This is a genomic window from Crenobacter intestini, assembly GCF_004919095.1.
Lineage (GTDB): Bacteria > Pseudomonadota > Gammaproteobacteria > Burkholderiales > Chromobacteriaceae > Craterilacuibacter > Craterilacuibacter intestini.
The window spans coordinates 1-18334 of record NZ_STGJ01000021.1 but is presented as its reverse complement, the minus strand read 5'-3'; the positions used below and the strand labels follow the sequence as shown (position 1 = coordinate 18334).

The following is an 18334-nucleotide window of genomic DNA, read 5'->3' as shown; positions in this document are numbered from 1 at the left end:
TAACCCACCGGTCTGATAATGGGAAAATGAAGATGAGCGAAGCCAAATTCCTGCCGTTTGCCCTGCCCGATATCGGGGAGGAAGAGATTGCCGAAGTGGTCGACGCGCTGCGTTCGGGCTGGGTGACCACCGGCCCCAAGACCCGCCAGTTCGAGGCTGATTTTGCCGAATTCATCGGCGACGGTGTCGAGGCGATCGCGGTCAACTCGGCCACCGCCGGCCTGCACCTGGCGCTCGAGGCGCTGGGCATCGGCCCGGGCGACGAGGTGGTGGTGCCGACCTATACCTTCACGGCGACCGCCGAGGTGGTGCGCTACCTGGGCGCCGACCCGGTGTTCGTCGACGTCGACCCGCTGACGCTCAACATGACCGCCGAGGGTCTGCGCGCGGTGATCACCCCCAAGACCCGCGCCGTGATGCCGGTGCACTTCGCCGGCCTCGCCTGCGAGATGGACGCGATCATTGCGGTGGCGCGCGAGCACGGGCTGAAGGTGGTCGAGGACGCCGCGCACGCGCTGCCGACGCTGTACCAAGGCAAGCTGGTCGGCGCGCTGGACTCGGATGCGACGGTGTTCAGCTTCTACGCGAACAAGACGATGACCACCGGCGAGGGCGGCATGGTGGTGTCCAAGGACAAGGACCTGATCGCGCGCTGCAAGGTGATGCGCCTGCACGGCATCAGCCGCGACGCGTTCGACCGCTACCGCTCGACGACGCCGGCGTGGTTCTACGAGGTGGTCGCACCCGGCTTCAAGTACAACATGCCGGACATCGCCGCCGCGATCGGCCTGCACCAGTTGCGCAAGATCCGCCGCTTCCACGCCCAGCGCGAGGAGATGGCGACGCGCTTTGACGCCGAACTCTCCGACCTGCCGCTGATCCTGCCCTCGCGCCCCGCGCACGCATCCAGCAGCCACGCCTGGCATCTCTACCCGGTGCGCCTCAAGCCGGAGGCGGGCATCAGCCGCGACGACTTCATCGCGCGCATGGCCGAAAAGGGCGTCGGCTGCTCGGTGCACTTCATTCCGCTGCACCTGCACCCGGTGTGGCGCGACGGCTACGGCCTGACGCCGGCCGACTTCCCGGCGGCGCAGGCGGCGTTCGAAGCCGAGGTGACGCTGCCGCTTTACACCAGGATGAGCGCCGACGACCAGGCGCGGGTGATCGCGGCGGTGCGCGAGGTGCTCGGCGCATGAGTGGCGGGCCTTCCGTCCTGCCTTGCTGCGCCGGCAGCGGCCACGGCTCGCCGCTGATCAAGCGGCTGTTCGACATCGCGGCGTCGCTCGCCGGGCTTGCGCTGCTGTCGCCCTTTTTGCTGCTGATCGCGCTGTGGGTGAAGCTCGACTCGCCGGGACCGGTGTTCTTCCGCCAGGTGCGGGTGGGGCGGGGCGGCGTGCTGTTCCGCATCCACAAGTTCCGCACCATGCAGGAAAACAGCGAGCGGCACGGCCAACTGACGGTGGGGGCCGACACGCGGGTGACCGGCGCCGGGCATTTTTTGCGCAAGAGCAAGCTCGACGAGCTGCCGCAGCTGATCGACGTGCTGGTAGGGGACATGAGCGTGGTCGGCCCGCGCCCCGAGGTACCCAAGTATGTCGCGCATTACCCGGATGACGTGAAGGCGCTGGTGCTGTCGGTGCGCCCGGGGATCACCGACTGGGCGTCGATCAGGATGATCGACGAGAACCAGATCCTCGGCGCCGCCGCCGACCCCGAGCGCGCGTATATCGACGAGGTGCTGCCGCAAAAGCTCGCCCACTATGTGCGCTACGCGCAGGGCTACTCGCTGCTGGGCGACTTGCGCATCATCCTCGCCACTCTCCACAAGATCGTCGACCGTTGAGTCCTTCCATGTCGTTCGAACGCCTGCTCTCCTTCTCGCGCCACCACAAGATGGCGCTTCTGATGTTGCTGGACGCGCTGTTGCTGCCGCTGGCACTGGTGTCCGCCGTGCTGCTGCGCCTGGGGGGCAACTGGGACCCCAAGCTCGACCCGTTCTGGTGGCTGTTCCTGGTGCCGCCCTTGTGGGTAATCCCGATCTTCATCAAGTTGGGCCTTTATCGCGCGGTGCTCAAGTACGTCGACGACCGTATCGTGTATACGGTGCTGGCCGGGGTGAGCCTGGCGGTACTGGTGCTGATGGCGGTGATCGTGATGGCGCGGGTGGGCCCGTTCCCGCGCTCGTCGGTGATCATCTTCTGGGTGTTCGCGATGGCGTATATCGGCGCCAGCCGCTTCCTGCTTCGGGGTCTGGTGCGGCGGATCGACGCGGTCGACGCGCCGCGCGAGCATGTCCTGATCTACGGCGCGGGGCATGCTGGCGTGCAGTTGATGCTCGCCCTGCAGGCAGGGCGCGAATACCGGCCGATGGCCTTCGTCGACGACAACCCGCAGCTGTGGCGGCGCACCTACCGGGGCCTCGCCGTGCACGCGCCGGCCGAGCTGCCGGTGCTGGTGGACGAGCTGGGTATCAAGTCGATTTTGCTTGCGATGCCGTCGGTCGGCCGCGCGCGCCAGCGCGAGATCCTGGTGTCGCTGGAGAAGCTGCGGGTGCCGATCAAGCAGCTGCCGGGGATGGCCGAGCTGGTGTCGGGCGAGGTGCGCGTCGAGGCGCTGCGCGAGGTGTCGATCGAGGACCTGCTCGGGCGTGAACCGGTGCCGCCGCGCGAAGACCTGCTCGCAGCGAACATCCGCGGCAAGGTGGTGATGGTCACCGGCGCCGGCGGCTCGATCGGTTCCGAGCTGTGCCGGCAGATCGTCCGCCACGGCCCGGCCAGGCTGGTGCTCTTCGAGGCGTCCGAATTCGCGCTCTACGCGATCGACCAGGACCTCGCCGCGCGCGCCCCTGCGGTGCCGCGCGACCCCATCCTGGGCTCGGTCACCGACGAGGCGCGCCTACAGTCGGTGATGCGCGCCTTTGGCGTCAACACGGTGTACCACGCCGCCGCGTACAAGCATGTGCCGATGGTCGAGTACAACACGGCGGCAGGCGTGTGGAACAACGCCTTCGGCACCGACCGCTGCGCGGCCGCCGCCGAGGCGTGTGCGGTGGAAACCTTCGTGCTGATCTCGACCGACAAGGCGGTGCGCCCGACCAACGTGATGGGCGCCTCCAAGCGGCTGGCCGAATTGTGCCTGCAGGCGCGCCACGCGCGCGGCAGCCGCACCCGCTTCGTGATGGTGCGCTTCGGCAACGTGCTGGGCAGTTCGGGCTCGGTGGTGCCGCTCTTCAAGCGGCAGATCGCCGCGGGTGGCCCGCTGACGCTGACGCACGAGGCGATCACCCGCTACTTCATGACCATCCCCGAGGCCGCGCAACTGGTGATCCAGGCCGGCGCGATGGGCGAGGGCGGCGACGTGTTCGTGCTCGACATGGGTGAGCCGGTGAAAATCATCGACCTTGCGCGGCGCATGGTGCACCTCTCCGGGCTCGAGGTGCGCGACGCGGCGCACCCGCACGGCGACATCGAGATCCGCATCACCGGCCTGCGCCCGGGCGAGAAGCTGTACGAAGAGCTGCTGATCGGCGACGGCGCCGAGCCGACCGACCATCCGCGCATCCTGCGTGCGCGCGAGTATCACCTGCCCGAGGCCGAGCTTACGCCGCTGCTTGCGCGCCTGGCCGAAGCGTGCCAAGCGGAGGACGGCGCGGCGGTGTTCGAACTGATGCCGTCGCTGGTGCACGAATTCACGCCGGCCGGTGCGTGCACCGACCGCGTGGCGGCCGTGTCAGGCCGTCTCTAGGCGGACGGCGGGCTGCTGGCGGGTAATGGCCGCGCGGCCCAGGCAGCTGTTGCAATGTTCGCTGGCACACTGCCTGAGCGGGCAGACCACGCCGTTGCGCCCGCTGTGCTTGGCCGCGTACATGCGTTCGTCGGCGAGCTGGACCAGCGTGCGCCAGTCGGGTGCGTGGTCGCAGGTGCGTTCGGCGACGCCGATGCTGGCGGTCACCGGCTTGCCGCTCGGGCGCTCGCCAAGCCCGGTGCCGTACAGGCGGGCGAGCACCTGCATCGCCTGTTCGCAGTCGGTCGACGGCAGGATCAGCACGAATTCCTCGCCGCCCCAGCGCGCGAGGATGTCACCGCCGCGCAACTGGCTGTTCACGCTCCTGGAGAGGTTTTTCAGCAGGACGTCGCCGGCGTCGTGGCCGTGCTCGTCGTTGACCCGCTTGAAGTGGTCGAGGTCGATGAAGGCGACCGACAGCGGGGTGCCCGAGCGTAACGACTGGTCGAACTGGATCGCCAGCATCTCCTCGCCGCTGCGGCGCGAGTAGCAGCCGGTCAGCGGGTCGCGCAGCGCCTGGCCGACCAGCGCGCTCATCAGCACCAGCTGGCACAGGCTGGCCAGCGCGGCGACGCCGGTGATCAGGATCAGCAGCCAGAACTCGGCGGTGAACGACGGCCAGTCGCTGCCCCCCCACTCGGCGAGGCCGGCCAGCCCGTAAGCGAGCAGTACCGGCGCGGCGAACGCGGCAGTTTCCAGCAGGGTCAGCGGGAACACCGCGAAGCCGGCCAGCAGCACGAAGGGCAGGAAGGCGTAACCGGTGCCGAGCGCGGCGGACAGGCCGTCGAGCCGGTGTTGTGCCATCAGCAGGTGCGAGATCACGTAGAACAGCGTGGGGATGGCGAACAGCGTCGCCATCGAGCGGTACGCGTGCAGCAGGCTGCTCTTGCCGCGTGCCCGGCTGAACAGGGCAGCGAAGGCCGCCGTCGCCGTGAGCCTGAGCGCCGCCAGTTGCGCCCACAGCGGAAAAGGCAGCGTCGCGACGTCGACAACGATCCACAGGGGCGTGAGCAGCGCGAACAGCAGGGCGAACAGGCGGACCCGGTTGACGATCATGGTCGCGCGGCGGGTGGTCAACAGCGGCAGGTGGCCGATCGGGCTGAGCAGTTGGCGGCTGTCGCTGCGCTCCAGCTCGTCGGGCAGCAGGCCGGCCAGCATGCGGCTGAGAAAATCGGTCGGTGTGGGTGTGCTCAAGTCCGTCTGGCTTCCGGTGCAAGCTGGGCTGGGAATGTTTGCCAGACAATATACCATCATAAACCCATAAGGCATATTGCGGTGCGGCGAGCCGGTGCTAGCCGGCCACAAAGGGAAGGGACCAATGGAAACGCGCTGGCTGGAAGACTTTCTGGTGCTCGCCGAAACCGGCAGCTTCACGCGCTCGGCCGAGTTGCGCCATCTGACGCAGCCGGCCTTTTCGCGCCGCATCAAGTCACTGGAGGGCTGGGCCGGCTGCGAGCTGATCGACCGCACCACCTACCCGACCCGGCTGACCGCCGCCGGCGAAGCGCTGCGCGAAGAGGCGCTCGCGCTGCTCGGCAAGCTGGGCAGCGCGCGCGGTAGGCTGGCGAGCCTGCGCGCCGCGCAAGACGACATGCTTGAGTTTGCGGTGCCGCATACCCTGTCGTTCTCGTTCTTCCCGCGCTGGCTGTCCGGGGTCGAGGACGCGTTCGGCGAACTGCCTTGCCGCCTGTCGGCGAGCAATGTGCACGACGCGCTGCTTGCCTTCGTCGAAGGCGGCAGCGACCTCTTGATGTGCTACCACCATCCGCGACAGCCGGTCGAACTGACCGACGCGCGCTACCGCGGCCTGCAACTGGGTACCGAATACCTGCGCCCGTACGCGCGGGCCGGCAAGGACGGCACGCCGATGTTCCGCTTGCCGGGCGAGACGCGCGCGGCGATCCCCTTCCTCGGCTACGCGCCCAACGCGTATTTCCACCGGATGAGCGAGTTGTTGTTAGAGGCAGTCGGCGTGCCATGCGCGCTCAGGCTGCGCTACGAGACCGACATGGCCGAGGGGCTCAAGCATATGGTGCTGCAAGGGCACGGCCTCGCCTTCCTGCCCGACAGCGCGGTGGCCGGAGAGCTTGCGCGTGGTGAACTGGCAGTGGCGGGTGAACCGGAATGGCAGGTGGCGATGCAGGTGAGGCTGTACCGCGACGTGCGGCGGCGCAAACCGGCGCTCGACGCGCTGTGGCACAGCCTGTCCGGGCGTTACCCGGCGGTGTGAGGCGTGGCCGCTCAGAAGTGGTAGCTGGCGCCGGCCTGCAGCGCCATCACTTCTACGCTGGCTTCTTTATTTCCGTATGCGTCTTCGAAGTCGACCTTGCCGTAGTGGGTGAGTTCGGCGAACACGCGCCAGTCGCTGCTGAGCGTGCTCTCGACGCCAAAGCCGAAGACCGGGCGGTAGTCGTGCTGGGTTGCGCTCTCGCCGTTGACCGTCGCGCGGGCGCGGACTTGGGAAGCGCCCAGACGGCCGTATACGCCGAATGCGTCGTTGACCGGCAGGTGGCCCAGCGCGCTGAACGACACCGAGCGGAAGTTGGTCTTAAGTTTGTTTGCACCGTAGTTGCGCTTGCTGTCGCCTAGGTCCGCGTAGGCTAGTTCCAGCGACAACTGCGGCATCAGGTAGTAGCCGGCGTTGATCGCGATGCCGGCACGGGTGTTTTCCTGATTGCTGCCGTTACCACCGAGCACGCCGAAATCGGTCTTGTGACGGGCTATGGCGCCGGCGATGCCGATATATTCGTCGGCCGGCTGCGCGGCGTGGGCGCCGGCAGCGAGAACGGTCAGGAGCAGGGCAGAAGTCAGTTTTTTCATGTGCGTTGGCTTTGGTGATGACTTTGCAATGCTATATGAATATTTGTACGCCAGCAAAAACCATGGCAAGGGGCTGCTGCGGCTGTTGCTTTCGCATCATGCATTTTTTGCATGACACCATCCGCATTCGGAATTGGCCGGCAGGCGATGGGCTCGTCTAGAGTTTGAGCCTTCTTCGCCCCAGTGGCGTAACGCTCCGAAAGCCTTGAACATGCAAAACCGCCTCGAACACGACCTGATCGGCGACCGCGAGATTCCTGCCGACGCCTACTGGGGGATCCATACCCTGCGCGCGGTGGAAAACTTTCCGATCACCGGCGTGCCGATCTCGCATTACCGCGAACTGGTGCTCGCGCTTGCGCTGATCAAGCAGGCGGCCGCAGAAGCAAACCGCGAACTGGGCTTGCTCGACGAGCGCAAGGCAGAAGCGATCGCAGCCGCGTGCGGCGAGATTCGCGCCGGCGCCTTGCACGAGGCGTTTGTCGTCGACGCGATCCAGGGCGGCGCCGGCACGTCGACCAACATGAACGCCAACGAGGTGATCGCCAACCGCGCGCTCGAGCTGATGGGCTGCGCCAAGGGCGATTACACGCAGCTGCACCCGAACGAGCACGTGAACCTGTGCCAGAGCACCAACGACGTCTACCCGACCTCGCTCAGGCTGGCCACGCATATGGGTATTGCGCGTCTGGTCGAGGCGATGAGCCGCCTGAAGGCGCATTTCGACGCCAAGGCCGACGAGTTCGCCGACGTGCTGAAGATGGGGCGCACCCAGTTGCAGGACGCGGTGCCGATGACGCTGGGCCAGGAATTCCGCACCTACGCGGTGATGCTGGGCGAGGATATCGAGCGCCTGCAGGAAGCCGCGCGGCTGATGCTGGAGATCAATATGGGTGCGACTGCGATCGGTACCGGCATCTGCGCCCACCCCGACTACGCGCCGTTGGTGTGCCAGCACCTGTCGAAGCTCTCCGGCCTGCCGCTGGTGACCTCGCCCAACCTGATCGAGGCGACGCAGGACTGCGGCGCTTTCGTGCAGGTGTCCGGGGTGCTCAAGCGCGTCGCGGTCAAGCTCTCAAAGACCTGTAACGACCTGCGCCTGCTTTCGTCCGGCCCGCGTGCAGGGTTGGGCGAAATCAACCTGCCGGCGCGCCAGGCCGGTTCGTCGATCATGCCGGGCAAGGTCAACCCGGTGATCCCGGAGGTGGTCAGCCAGGTCGCGTTCGAGGTGATTGGCAACGACGTGACGGTCACCATGGCCGCCGAGGCCGGCCAGTTGCAGCTTAACGCCTTCGAGCCGGTGATCGCGTACAGTCTGTTCCGCAGCATCGGCCACCTGATCGCCGCCTGCGACACGCTGGGCGAACACTGCGTTTGCGGCATCACCGCCAACCGCGACTTCCTCAAGCGCCAGGTCGAGCACTCGATCGGCCTCGTCACCGCGCTGTTCCCGATCATCGGCTACGCGGCGGCGACCGAAGTGGCCGGCGAAGCGTTCAGGAGCGGCGGCAGCGTCGCCGACATCGTGCTTGAGCGCGGCCTGATGAGCCGCGAGCAGCTCGACGCGGTGCTGCAGCCCGAAGCGCTGACCCGCCCGCGCTGGGTCAAGGTGTGATTTGATGCAGGGACCATGGCGGGCTATCCTTTATTGTGCATTGCACAATGGAGGCTGTCATGGCCGACTTTCCCGCGCTTGTGGATGCCCGTGCGTCCGCCGTCCTGCGTAGCCAGCACGCCTGGCTGCGTTCCTGTCTCTTCTTTACAGCGAGGCAGCTGCGCTCGCCCGAAGCGTTGCCTGAGCGCTGCCGGCGGCTGCTGCGTCGCCAGCAGGCCGACCGCTTCGCCTTGCTGCACGACACATTGCCGGCCCTGCTATGGCCGGCGATTTGCTGGTGCGCCGCCCTGCCGCCCGCGCACGCGGGGCAGTGTCTCGCCGCGCTGGATAGCGCTGCGTGCCGGCAGCGCCGGCTGATCGTCGACGCCGCGCGCTCGCTCGACGCGCTGGCGCAGGCGTGAAAAAGCCGGGGCTTGCCCCGGCTTTTTCTTGTGCTGCAGCTTGCGGCCTGCTTACCACTCGATATTCCACAGGTCGGCCAGTTCGTCGGCGTCGACCGCGTCGACTTCGTCGCGCGCGTTCAGCCACGCGATCAGCGCCGCGCGCATTTCCGCGGTGACCTTGGTGCGGCCGACCGGGAACACGATGCCTTCGAAGCGCTGCACTTCGTCGCCGCCGAAATGGCCGCCGAAGCTTACGCCCTCAGCGTCGACCGCCTCGAGCCAGGCGTCGAGCAGCGCGTCCTGCGCGTCGGCCGCCAGTTGCGGCTTGAGGGTAACCAGCAGCGAGAAGCCCAGTTCGGTGAATTCGCCGACCTTCATCTTCTTGCGCTGGCGCGGGCTCAGGCGTTTCAGGCGCTGCTTGCTGTTCGGGTTGTGCATGGGAAAGTCCTTCCTTGGAGATAGCCCGCGATGATGCAGTGTATCTTTTTTTGTCACAAGCCCCTTGAAGTCTTTATGCAAATTGGGTTGCGTTGCGGTTTGGGAGGATAATCGCAGGCAATCTTGTTGGCAGGACAAAGTGAAGGGATAAACAATGGCAAAAAAGGCGCTGGGCCTGATTGGCTGTCTGCTGCTGTCCGCGTGCGGTGGCGGTGGCGGTGGTGGTGGCTCTCCTGGCTCGCTGGGTAGCTCGTTCGGTGAAACACCGGTCAGCGTCAGCAGTTGCGTCAGCCTGGCGGCCGGTAACGAGTGTGCGCCCGGCGTACGAGTCGAGAGCAATTCCATTGCAGATGGCAGTGCCGTGCTCACCTACGAAAACCAGGGATCGGTACCCCGGGATCTGCTGGTGAGTGGGGTAGGCGGCATCCACACGGTAAGCGCAGTGCTGTATTCGAGCGATACGACACCGAATAACCTGCCGGATTCCGGTAGCGGCGGCAAGTTGTTCGACACGGTGTCCCGGCAGCACAACAGTATCCCCGTGCAGATTTCGAGGGAAAACCTGCAAGCGCCAGCCGACTTGCGGGATCTTTTGAAAAACAACGTCGGGACTTCTGCGCCTGCGCCAGTCCAGCCGAGTGGAAACTGGACATCGATCGTCAATGGCAACATCGCCACGGTGCCAACCGCAAAGCTTGCCGAGAGCGATTTGCCGAACAGCGGAGGCGGGAAGGTCGTGGTGTGGGGACAGAACAGCGTCCTGACGAACGTTAACTCTTGCGGTGCGCCACTGACGGGCGATGACCTTGCCAAGGCCGACATGAAAGTGAATGCATGTCAGGCTCGGGCGATGGCCGACATGTTCGCATCCAAGGTCTATCCGCTGGCGAGCGAGCTGATCGGCACGCCGTGGGGGGACGGAGTGCCTGCCGCGCTGCAGCCCTGGTTGCTGGACAGGTCAACCAAGGACATCCATATCGTACTGCTCGACATCACCCCCGATGGCCAACCGTTGGGCACGATCGGCTACTACTGGTCGGTCAACAGCTTCCGCAAGGGCGTGAAGCCCTACAGCAACGAGGCCCTGGTGTTCTATATGGACGCGGCGACGTTCGCCAAGCTGGATCGCTACAAGGATGGCGAAACCGAATCCGGGATTTGGCATGCCGAGGGTACGTACCCGGCGCTGGGCATGACGACGCTCGCGCACGAGTTCCAGCACATGATCCAGTTCTACCAGAAGCAGGTGCGGCACGGCGCTCCGGTGGGCGCAGGCGACACCTTCCAGAACGAGACGGCCGCGCAGGCCTTGGGTTATCTGGCCGGCCGGCAGATGTTCCCCAATGTCGAGACAGACCCGCATCTGAGGACAGAAGTTGTCGGTGGCTTCGAAGGGGAGTTCAGGCAATCGCTCGGATATTCGGGTTGTCTGATGGATAGTTGGGGCGGCAGCGGCGACGTGTGTTCCGCAGGCGCGCACTACCCGCAGGCGCTGAGCCTTGCGATGTACATGCTGCACCAGTACGGGCCCGGCATCCTCAAGGATTGGGTGCAGGGGCCGGAGAACGGAATTGCCGCCATCGAAAAGGGGTTGGCGTCGGCAAGTGCCGGGCTGAAGTACCACGAAGTCGTCCGCCGCTGGGGCATCTCGACCCGTATGGAAAAGGCCGCGGGTAATTTGGGCTTCCCCGCCAGGCAGTGGCCGCTCGGAGCGGCCACCATTGACTTGGGCGCAGTCAGCCCGGGTGCCTATTTCAACTTCAAGGTGGGAAGCTTTAAGACGACTCTCCCGTCCGGAAGTGCCCCGCGCTACGCGGTCAATGTCCAGCCGGGGATTGCAGAGAACACGCGCGTGCGCGTACCCGGCGGCAGCGGGCTGCATCTGGTCGTGTATTGAGTGCAGAACGTAAGAAGGGAGGCCTTGGCCTCCCTTCTTCCTGATGTACCCACTTACAGCCCCAGCTCATTCCACATCGCGTCAACCCGGGCGCGGGTCGCGGCGTCCATCACGATGGGCGTGCCCCATTCGCGCGTGGTTTCGCCCGGCCACTTGTTGGTCGCATCGAGCCCCATCTTGCCGCCCAAGCCCGATACCGGGCTGGCGAAGTCGAGGTAGTCGATCGGGGTGTTCTCGATCAGCACCGTGTCGCGTACCGGGTCCATGCGGGTAGTGATCGCCCAGATCACTTCCTGCCACGAGCGAGTGTCGACGTCGTCGTCGACCACCACGATGAACTTGGTGTACATGAACTGCCGAAGGAAGGACCACACCCCCATCATCACCCGCTTGGCGTGCCCCGGGTACTGCTTGTTGATGCTGACCACCGCCATCCGGTAGCTGCAGCCCTCGGGCGGCAGGTAGAAGTCGGTGATCTCCGGAAACTGCTTTTGCAGGATGGGCACGAACACTTCGTTCAGCGCGACGCCGAGGATGGCCGGCTCGTCCGGCGGCTTGCCGGTGTAGGTGCTGTGGTAAATCGCGTTCTCGCGCATGGTGATGCGGTCGACGGTGAGCACCGGGAAGCGGTCCTGCTCGTTGTAGTAACCGGTATGGTCGCCGTACGGGCCTTCCAGCGCGGTGTCGTCCGGGTGGATATGGCCTTCGAGCACGATCTCGGCGCGCGCCGGCACCTGCAGGTCGGAGCCGATGCAGCGGGCCAGTTCGGTGCGCGCGCCGCGCAGCAGGCCGGCGAACTGGTATTCGGACAGGGTGTCGGGTACCGGGGTGACCGCGCCCAGGATGGTCGCCGGGTCGCAACCGAGCACCACCGCGACCGGGTAGGGGGTGCCCGGATTTCGCGCGCAGAATTCGCGGTAGTCGAGCGCGCCGCCGCGGTGCGCGAGCCAGCGCATGATCACGCGGTTCTTGCCGATCACCTGCTGGCGGTAGATGCCGAGGTTCTGCCGCTTCTTGTTGGGGCCGCGGGTGACGGTCAGACCCCAGGTGATCAGGGGCGCGACGTCGCCCGGCCAGCAGTGCTGGATCGGCAACTGCTCGAGGTCGACCTCGCTGCCTTCCCACACGATTTGCTGGCACGGCGCCTTGCTGACTTCCTTCGGCGCCATCGACAGCACCTGTTTTAACAGCGGCAACTTGTCCCACGCGTCGCGCAACCCCTTCGGCGGCTCGGGCTCCTTCAGGTAGGCGAGCGTTGCGCCGATCTCGCGCAGCTTGTCGACGCTGTCCGCGCCCATGCCGCGCGCGACACGCTCGGGCGTGCCGAACAGGTTGGCGAGCACCGGGTAGGTGTAGCGCACGCCGTCACGCTCGGGGCGCTCGAAGAGCAGGGCGGGGCCGCCCGCGCGCAACACGCGGTCGCCGATCTCGGTCATTTCCAGATGCGGTGACACCGGGCGGGTGATCCGCTTGAGCTCGCCGTCGGCTTCCAGTTGTGCGATGAATTCGCGCAGGTCGCGGTATGTTTTTTTCATATTTATGTTCTTTTCATGATCTGGCTCAAGGTTTCGCGCCGGAGGCTTTGCTAATTTTCCGCCATTGATACGCGTATGGAATTTTTGAGCCGCGCGTCTTGACCATGGATTCTAAACGCAAAAACCTCACCGTTCAGGAGAACAACAATGAAGAAGCTCGCAATCGCTGCAATCGCCGCCGCCCTGGCCGCACCCGCCTTCGCCGCCCAGGGTGACATCCTGGCCCGCTTCCGTGTGATCAACATCAATCCGGATGTGACTTGGAACAACAGTGGGGCCGTGAAAGGTTTGAATGTTGATGTGAAAGATCAGTGGGCTCCAGAGCTCGACTTCACCTACATGATTACTAACAACATCGGTGCAGAACTAATTCTGGGAACCGCTCGTCATGAAGTGACCGCTTCGGTGGGTGGTAAGTCTGCTTCGCTGGGTAAAGTCTCTGTTCTGCCGCCGACCGTGACCCTGCAGTACCACTTTGCGCCGGAAGCGGCCTTCCGTCCGTACGTCGGCGCCGGTATCAACTACACCCGCATCTACGATGTGGGCATTGGTGCGCAGGGCTTGGGCCTGCCTACCGATCTGAGCGTTGACAAGAACAGCTGGGGCGGCGCGCTGCAGGTTGGTGCCGACTACGCGATCAACAAGGACTACTTCATCAACATCGACGTCAAGAAGATCTGGATCAAAACAGATGTGACGGCTGACGCCCTCGGTGGTGCCAAGGTAGGCGAGCTGAAGATCAACCCGTGGGTATTCGGCGTCGGTATCGGCACCAAGTTCTGATCCTGTTCCTTCCGATCCAAGGCGCCTGCGGGCGCCTTTTTGCATTGTGTGGCGGTGCTGCATCGCCGGCGCTACACCGTTGATAAGCCTTCCGCGCGGGCAGTCGGTAAAAGGTACTGTGTGCCCGCTTTGCGCGATCCGCATTTGAGGCGGATCAGCAAGATGCGCTGAGGCCTTGAATTTGCAGGGCATTCCCGGCTTCCCCCCGGGGGGATTTTTGCTACAATTGCGCCCTTTTTATGGGCGGGGACCAAAGATGGCGCTCCTTGAAATCCGCAACGTCGTAAAACAGTTCGATGACTTCACGGCTGTCAACGACGTGAGCCTGTCGGTCGAGGCAGGCGAGTTCTTCACCCTGCTGGGCCCTTCCGGCTGCGGCAAGACCACCTTGCTGCGCATGCTGGCGGGTTTCGAGCAGCCGGACGCCGGGCAGATCCTGCTCGACGGGCAGGACATGTCGCGGGTGCCGCCGGAGAAGCGTCCGGTGCACACGGTATTCCAGAACTATGCCTTGTTCCCGCACATGACGGTGCGCGAAAACATCGCGTTCCCGTTGAAGATGGCCGGTTGGGCCAAGGACAGGCTGGACGCGCAGGTCGACGAGCTGCTGGAGGACGTGCGCCTCACCGAATTCGGCAAGCGCTTCCCGCATGAGATGTCGGGCGGCCAGCGCCAGCGTGTCGCGATCGCGCGCGCGCTGGTCGACCGTCCGCGCCTGTTGCTGCTCGACGAGCCGCTGTCCGCGCTCGACGCCAAGCTGCGCGAGGAGATGCAGCTAGAGCTGATCAAGCTGCAGAAGGAAGTCGGCATCACCTTCGTCTACGTCACCCACGACCAGGGCGAGGCGCTGGCGCTCAGCCACCGCATCGCGGTGATGAGCCACGGCCAGGTCGAGCAGCTCGACATCCCCGAGAACATCTACGGCAACCCGAAGAACCGTTTCGTCGCCGACTTCATCGGCCAGTGCAACGTGCTGGAGGGGACGGTGCGTGCCCTCGACGGCGAGACGATGACGGTCGACATCAAGGGCTGCGGCGAAGTGCGCGCGCTCGCGGTGCCGGGCGTGGCTGCCGGCCAGCAAGGCTGGCTCGCCCTGCGTCCGGAGAAGATCAAGCTCGACAAGGAATTGCCGGACCTGCCGGATGAGGCCTACTTCAAGGGACGCATCCACGACTGCCTGTACCTGGGCGACGTGACGATCTACATCGTCGAGGTCGCCGACGGCGTGCTGATCGAGGCGATGCTGCCCAACAACATCCCCGGCGTCGCCAAGTTCTTCGACGACGGCGACATCGTCGAGATCGCCTGGCGTTTTGACGCCGGCAGCTTCCTGACCGAGTAAGCGCGATGAAGAACCGTCTGGGCAAATGGCTGCTGTCGTGGCCGCCGCTACTCTACCTGGTGCTGTTTTTCCTGATCCCGACCGGGATCATGTTCGTCGCGGCGTTCCGCTTCCCGGGCGACTACGGCGGCCTCGCGCCGATGTATTACTACGAGGAAGGCAAGCTCGTCTGGGACCTGACGCTGGAGAACTTCACGCGCCTTGTCGAGGAGCCGATCTATTTCGAGCTGTTCGCCAAGTCCGCGTGGTACGCGGTGCTGACCACGCTGATCTGCCTGGTGATGGCGTACCCGCTGTCGTGGCTGATCGCGCGCTCGGCGAAGAAGTACCGTGACCTCTTGCTGCTGTTGGTGATCCTGCCGTTCTGGTCGAATTTCCTGATCCGCATCTACGCGTGGATGATCATCCTCGGCCCGCAGTCGGCGTTCACCCGCGCCGTCAACTGGGTGTGGACCGGCCTGGGCTTTGAACCGGTGCAACTCTTGTTCACGCCGTTCGCGGTGATCGTCGGCATGGTCTACGTACACCTGCCGTTCATGGTGCTGCCGCTGTACGCCAACCTGGAGAAGCACGACCTGTCGCTGTTGTCGGCCGCGCAGGACCTGGGCGCCAACGCGTGGCAGCGCTTCTGGAAGATCACCTGGCCCCTGAGCCTGCCCGGCGTGTTTGCCGGCTCGGCGCTGGTGTTCATCCCGGCGCTCGGCATGTTCGCGATCCCGGACATCCTGGGCGGGACCGACTCGATCATGATCGGCAACCTGATCAAGCAGCAGATCCTCGACACCCGCGACTGGCCGTTCGGCGCGGTGCTGTCGATCATGCTGACGGCGGGGGTGCTGGCGATTGCAATGCTGGGCGCGCTGATCGCGCGCAAGGGGGTGAAGCGTGGCTAAGGCCAAACAGTCCGCCTGGCTGAAGGTATCGGCCTGGGTGACCTATCTGTTCCTCTATCTGCCGCTGGTGATCGTGGTGGTGTTCTCGTTCAACGACTCCAAGCTCAACGCGGAGTGGGTGGGCTTCACCACGCGCTGGTACAGCCAGCTGTTCGCCAACGAGAAGATGCTGACCGCGGCGGGCAACTCGCTGCTGATCGCGCTATCGGCGAGCTTTTTGTCGACGGTGCTGGGCACGCTGGCCGGCATGGCGCTGCACAAGCACAAGGTGCCGTTCCTGAGCTTCCTGGTGCTCACGCCGATCGCGATTCCCGAGCTTTTGACCGGGGTCAGCCTGGTGATCTTCTTCGTGCTGGTCAACCAGGTCCTCGGCATCCTCGAGCTTGGGCTGTTCACTATCCTGCTCTCGCACGTCGCGTTCTGCATCGGCTTCGTCGCCATCGTGGTCAAGGCGCGCATGCAGGGAATGGACGAGAGCCTGGTCGAGGCCGCGCGCGACTTGGGCGCGACGCCTTTTCAGGCGTTCCGGCTGGTGACGCTGCCGGTGATCCGCCCGGGCATCATCGCCGGCGCCCTGATGGCGTTCACGCTGTCGATCGACGACTTCGTGATCACCTTCTTCACCGCCGGTGCCGGCGCGTCGACGCTGCCCTTGGAGATCTATTCGATGATCAAGATCGCGGTGACGCCGGAAGTAAACGCGGTGTCCAGCCTGCTGATGCTGCTGACGCTGGTGCTGATCGTGATCGCGTCGCGCGTCTCGCCCGGCGCCTTGCGCGCGAACGACTGAACGCGCATCACCGGGATCGGGGCAGGCTTGGGCCTGCCCTTTTCATGTGTGCCGCCGGTGGGGTAGGGTGCTTGCCCGCCGGCGGGCGCCGCCGTATGCTCTAGCGGTTAATAACCTGTCGCTCCAATGCCGTGGTCAACGCTGCGCGTTCCCATGTGGCCCATTACACGGCCCTGATCACCTTCGTGGTGATCGTCTTCACCAGCTTCTACCCGTTTACCGGCTGGGCCTATAGCGGCCGGCCGCTGTTCGAGTTCCTCGGCTACCCGCTGCCTTACTACTTCCGCGTTTTTGATAACGCGGTCAATTTCATCGTCTACCTGCCCTTGGGCTTCGCGCTGGCACTGACCTGCCGGCCGCGCATCATGGGCTGGCTGCTCGCCGTGCTGCTGTGCGGGCTGGCCAGCCTGCTGGTCGAATTCGGCCAGCAATTTTTGCCCAGCCGCGTGTCGTCCAACCTCGACATGCTGTACAACGCCGCCGGCGGTGCGCTGGGCGCGACGCTGGCGGTCAGCCCGCTGTTTCGCCGGCTATGGCACCGCATCTGGCGGGCCCGCCAGCGCTATTTCCGCAGTGAAACGGCAGCCGACTACGCGGTGGTGCTGATCGCGCTGTGGTTCGTCACCCAGCTTGACCCGTCGGTGCCGCTGTTCGGCGTGGTGGTGCGCCCGCTGGGCCTGCCGCAGCCCTTCGTGTCGCCGCTGGAAAACCCGATGCTGTTCCTGCTGCTGGTCGAGGCCGGCAGCGTGATGCTGCACCTGCTCGCCGTGCTGCTGTTTGTCACCGCTTTCCTGGCGGACCGGCGCTACTACGCGCGCGCGGTCATGCTGGTGATGTTGCTGCCGTGGCTGCTGAAGATGATGACTGCGGGCGCGCTGCTCAAGCCGATGGCGCTGTTCGAGTGGATCAGCTTCAACGTGATGACCGGCTTGTCGGCTGGTTTCCTGCTGGTGTGGCTGTTCACCCGCTTCCCGCCGCTGGTGCAGGCGGTGGTCGCCCTGCTGGCGCTGGCCGGCACCCGGGTGCTCGCCGCGATGTGGCCGCTGACCCGTTCGGACGAGGAAATGCTCTCGCTGTTCCGCTGGCATTACGGCCACCTGGCCAATATGAACGCGCTGATCGCCTTCCTGTCGCAGTTGTGGCCGTACGCGGCGCTGGCGACGCTATTGGGCTTGCTGTGGCAGTCCGCCAGCCAGCGCAAGGCGTGACAGCTCGCTGATGCGGCTGATGCGCGCGTCGACGTAGTCGGGGCGCTGCGGCTTGCGGCTGAGCCAGACGGTCTTCATGCCCAGCGCCTTGGCCGTCTTCAGGTTGTCCAGGCTGTCCTCGACCATCACGCAGTGGTGCGCGTTCAGGTTGTGGTCGACCAGCACGCGGCGGAAGGCCGACGCGGCCGGCTTTGGGGTGAAGTCCAGCCGCTCGACGCCGTAGTGCGCGCAAAAGTGCTGGTGGACGCCCATCGCGCGCAGCAGGTCTTCCACGTAATGCTGCGGCCCGTTCGAGAGCAGGATCTTGCGGCCGGGCAGCGCGCGCAGCACGCTGTCGAGGTCCGGTTCCCAGCGCAGCATGGGGCGGAACGTCTCGGTCGGGTGGGTCTCGCGCAGGAAGTCGTGCGGGTCGATGGCGTGGTGTTCGACCAGCCCGCGCAGCGTCGCGCCGTATTGCTGCCAGTAGCGTTCGCGCAGCGCGTGCGCGGCCTCCTCATTCACTGCCAACTTGTCCATGATGTAACGGGTCATCAGCGCGTTGATGTGCGGGAAGATGCCGTGGTCGGCGTCGTGCAGGGTATTGTCGAGGTCGAAAATCCAGGTCGGGTGGGGCAAGGTGGTCTCCTGTGAACAGGCTTGCGATTATCCGGCAAGCGCTACCCTGGGCGAAGGTTGAAATTTTTTGTGATTCTAATCAAGGGGATGACTGATTTCTGCCGTTTTTCGCGCAGGAAGGTGTTGACGGCGTCGGGCCGCAAACGTATAGTTCGCCACCTCGACGCAGCGCACACAACGCGAAACGTCACTGCTCTTTAACAGAACGAACAACCGATAGGTGTGAGTGCTT

General features: G+C 65.1%; 17 protein-coding genes. 12 read left to right on the top strand and 5 right to left on the bottom strand.

Translation table 11 applies throughout. The features are described 5' to 3' along the window. Nucleotides 1-32 precede the first annotated feature (32 nt). The 3 genes from E5K04_RS14740 to E5K04_RS14730 are packed head-to-tail and all read left to right on the top strand — an operon-like array spanning nt 33 to nt 3744. Nucleotides 33-1196, top strand: coding sequence for a DegT/DnrJ/EryC1/StrS family aminotransferase (locus tag E5K04_RS14740; RefSeq protein WP_136555506.1), 1164 nt, complete (start codon nt 33-35; stop codon nt 1194-1196). Then, nucleotides 1193-1843, top strand: coding sequence for a sugar transferase (locus E5K04_RS14735; protein WP_136555503.1), 651 nt, complete (start codon nt 1193-1195; stop codon nt 1841-1843). The genes E5K04_RS14740 and E5K04_RS14735 overlap by 4 nt, the downstream gene beginning before the upstream one ends. 8 nt (nt 1844-1851) lie before the next feature. Then, a complete protein-coding gene (locus E5K04_RS14730; RefSeq protein WP_136555501.1) occupies nt 1852-3744 on the top strand; it encodes a polysaccharide biosynthesis protein in 1893 nt (630 codons plus the stop codon). Here E5K04_RS14730 and E5K04_RS14725 read toward each other — a convergent pair. Then, nucleotides 3730-4977: a GGDEF domain-containing protein gene (locus E5K04_RS14725; protein WP_235844393.1), complete on the bottom strand. Its 1248-nt coding sequence runs from the start codon at nt 4975-4977 to the stop codon at nt 3730-3732. The two genes, E5K04_RS14730 and E5K04_RS14725, sit on opposite strands and share 15 nt — an antisense overlap. Before the next feature lie 124 nt (nt 4978-5101). On the opposite strand from E5K04_RS14725, the gene E5K04_RS14720 reads away from it, so the two are divergent. After that, the gene (locus E5K04_RS14720) at nt 5102-6013 is read left to right on the top strand and encodes a LysR substrate-binding domain-containing protein (RefSeq protein ID WP_136555499.1); all 912 of its coding nucleotides are present in this window, start codon (nt 5102-5104) and stop codon (nt 6011-6013) included. A gap of 11 nt (nt 6014-6024) precedes the next feature. Here E5K04_RS14720 and E5K04_RS14715 read toward each other — a convergent pair whose 3' ends face one another. Further along, a complete protein-coding gene (locus E5K04_RS14715) occupies nt 6025-6603 on the bottom strand; it encodes a porin family protein (RefSeq protein WP_136555497.1) in 579 nt (192 codons plus the stop codon). A gap of 211 nt (nt 6604-6814) precedes the next feature. Here E5K04_RS14715 and aspA point away from each other — a divergent pair, with 211 nt between their 5' ends. Together aspA and E5K04_RS14705 are read left to right on the top strand one after the other, a co-directional pair. Continuing rightward, on the top strand, nt 6815-8218 hold the full coding sequence (gene aspA / locus E5K04_RS14710) for an aspartate ammonia-lyase (RefSeq protein ID WP_136555495.1): 1404 nt from the start codon (nt 6815-6817) through the stop codon (nt 8216-8218). Between the two features lie 59 nt (nt 8219-8277). Next, nucleotides 8278-8619: a hypothetical protein gene (locus E5K04_RS14705; protein WP_136555493.1), complete on the top strand. Its 342-nt coding sequence runs from the start codon at nt 8278-8280 to the stop codon at nt 8617-8619. Nucleotides 8620-8670: 51 nt separating this feature from the next. Here E5K04_RS14705 and E5K04_RS14700 read toward each other — a convergent pair whose 3' ends face one another. Then, nucleotides 8671-9039: a 50S ribosome-binding protein YggL gene (locus E5K04_RS14700; protein ID WP_136555491.1), complete on the bottom strand. Its 369-nt coding sequence runs from the start codon at nt 9037-9039 to the stop codon at nt 8671-8673. A gap of 154 nt (nt 9040-9193) precedes the next feature. Between E5K04_RS14700 and E5K04_RS14695 the strand changes: the two genes are divergently transcribed. Beyond that, nucleotides 9194-10936: a M30 family zinc metallopeptidase gene (locus E5K04_RS14695; protein WP_136555489.1), complete on the top strand. Its 1743-nt coding sequence runs from the start codon at nt 9194-9196 to the stop codon at nt 10934-10936. A gap of 53 nt (nt 10937-10989) precedes the next feature. Here E5K04_RS14695 and ubiD read toward each other — a convergent pair whose 3' ends face one another. Then, nucleotides 10990-12471 (bottom strand): 4-hydroxy-3-polyprenylbenzoate decarboxylase, encoded by a 1482-nt coding sequence (gene ubiD, locus E5K04_RS14690; RefSeq protein ID WP_168929246.1) that lies wholly within the window; start codon nt 12469-12471, stop codon nt 10990-10992. A gap of 147 nt (nt 12472-12618) precedes the next feature. Here ubiD and E5K04_RS14685 point away from each other — a divergent pair, with 147 nt between their 5' ends. From E5K04_RS14685 to E5K04_RS14665, 5 genes are all read left to right on the top strand, one after another. Continuing rightward, nucleotides 12619-13254 (top strand): OmpW/AlkL family protein, encoded by a 636-nt coding sequence (locus tag E5K04_RS14685; RefSeq protein ID WP_136555485.1) that lies wholly within the window; start codon nt 12619-12621, stop codon nt 13252-13254. A gap of 256 nt (nt 13255-13510) precedes the next feature. Continuing rightward, nucleotides 13511-14596 carry an ABC transporter ATP-binding protein gene (locus tag E5K04_RS14680; protein WP_136555483.1) on the top strand — a complete coding sequence of 362 codons (1086 nt, stop codon included), beginning with the start codon at nt 13511-13513 and terminating at the stop codon, nt 14594-14596. 5 nt (nt 14597-14601) lie between these two features. Beyond that, a complete protein-coding gene (locus E5K04_RS14675; RefSeq protein ID WP_136555481.1) occupies nt 14602-15489 on the top strand; it encodes an ABC transporter permease in 888 nt (295 codons plus the stop codon). Further along, entirely contained in the window at nt 15482-16279 is a 798-nt protein-coding gene (locus E5K04_RS14670) for an ABC transporter permease (RefSeq protein ID WP_235844392.1), read from the top strand. The genes E5K04_RS14675 and E5K04_RS14670 overlap by 8 nt, the downstream gene beginning before the upstream one ends. 155 nt (nt 16280-16434) lie before the next feature. Continuing rightward, nucleotides 16435-17487, top strand: a complete 1053-nt coding sequence (locus E5K04_RS14665; RefSeq protein ID WP_235844391.1) for a VanZ family protein — start codon at nt 16435-16437, stop codon at nt 17485-17487. Here the strand turns inward: E5K04_RS14665 and E5K04_RS14660 are convergent. Continuing rightward, on the bottom strand, nt 17443-18102 hold the full coding sequence (locus E5K04_RS14660) for a pyrimidine 5'-nucleotidase (protein WP_136555477.1): 660 nt from the start codon (nt 18100-18102) through the stop codon (nt 17443-17445). The two genes, E5K04_RS14665 and E5K04_RS14660, sit on opposite strands and share 45 nt — an antisense overlap. Between the last annotated feature and the right edge of the window lie 232 nt (nt 18103-18334).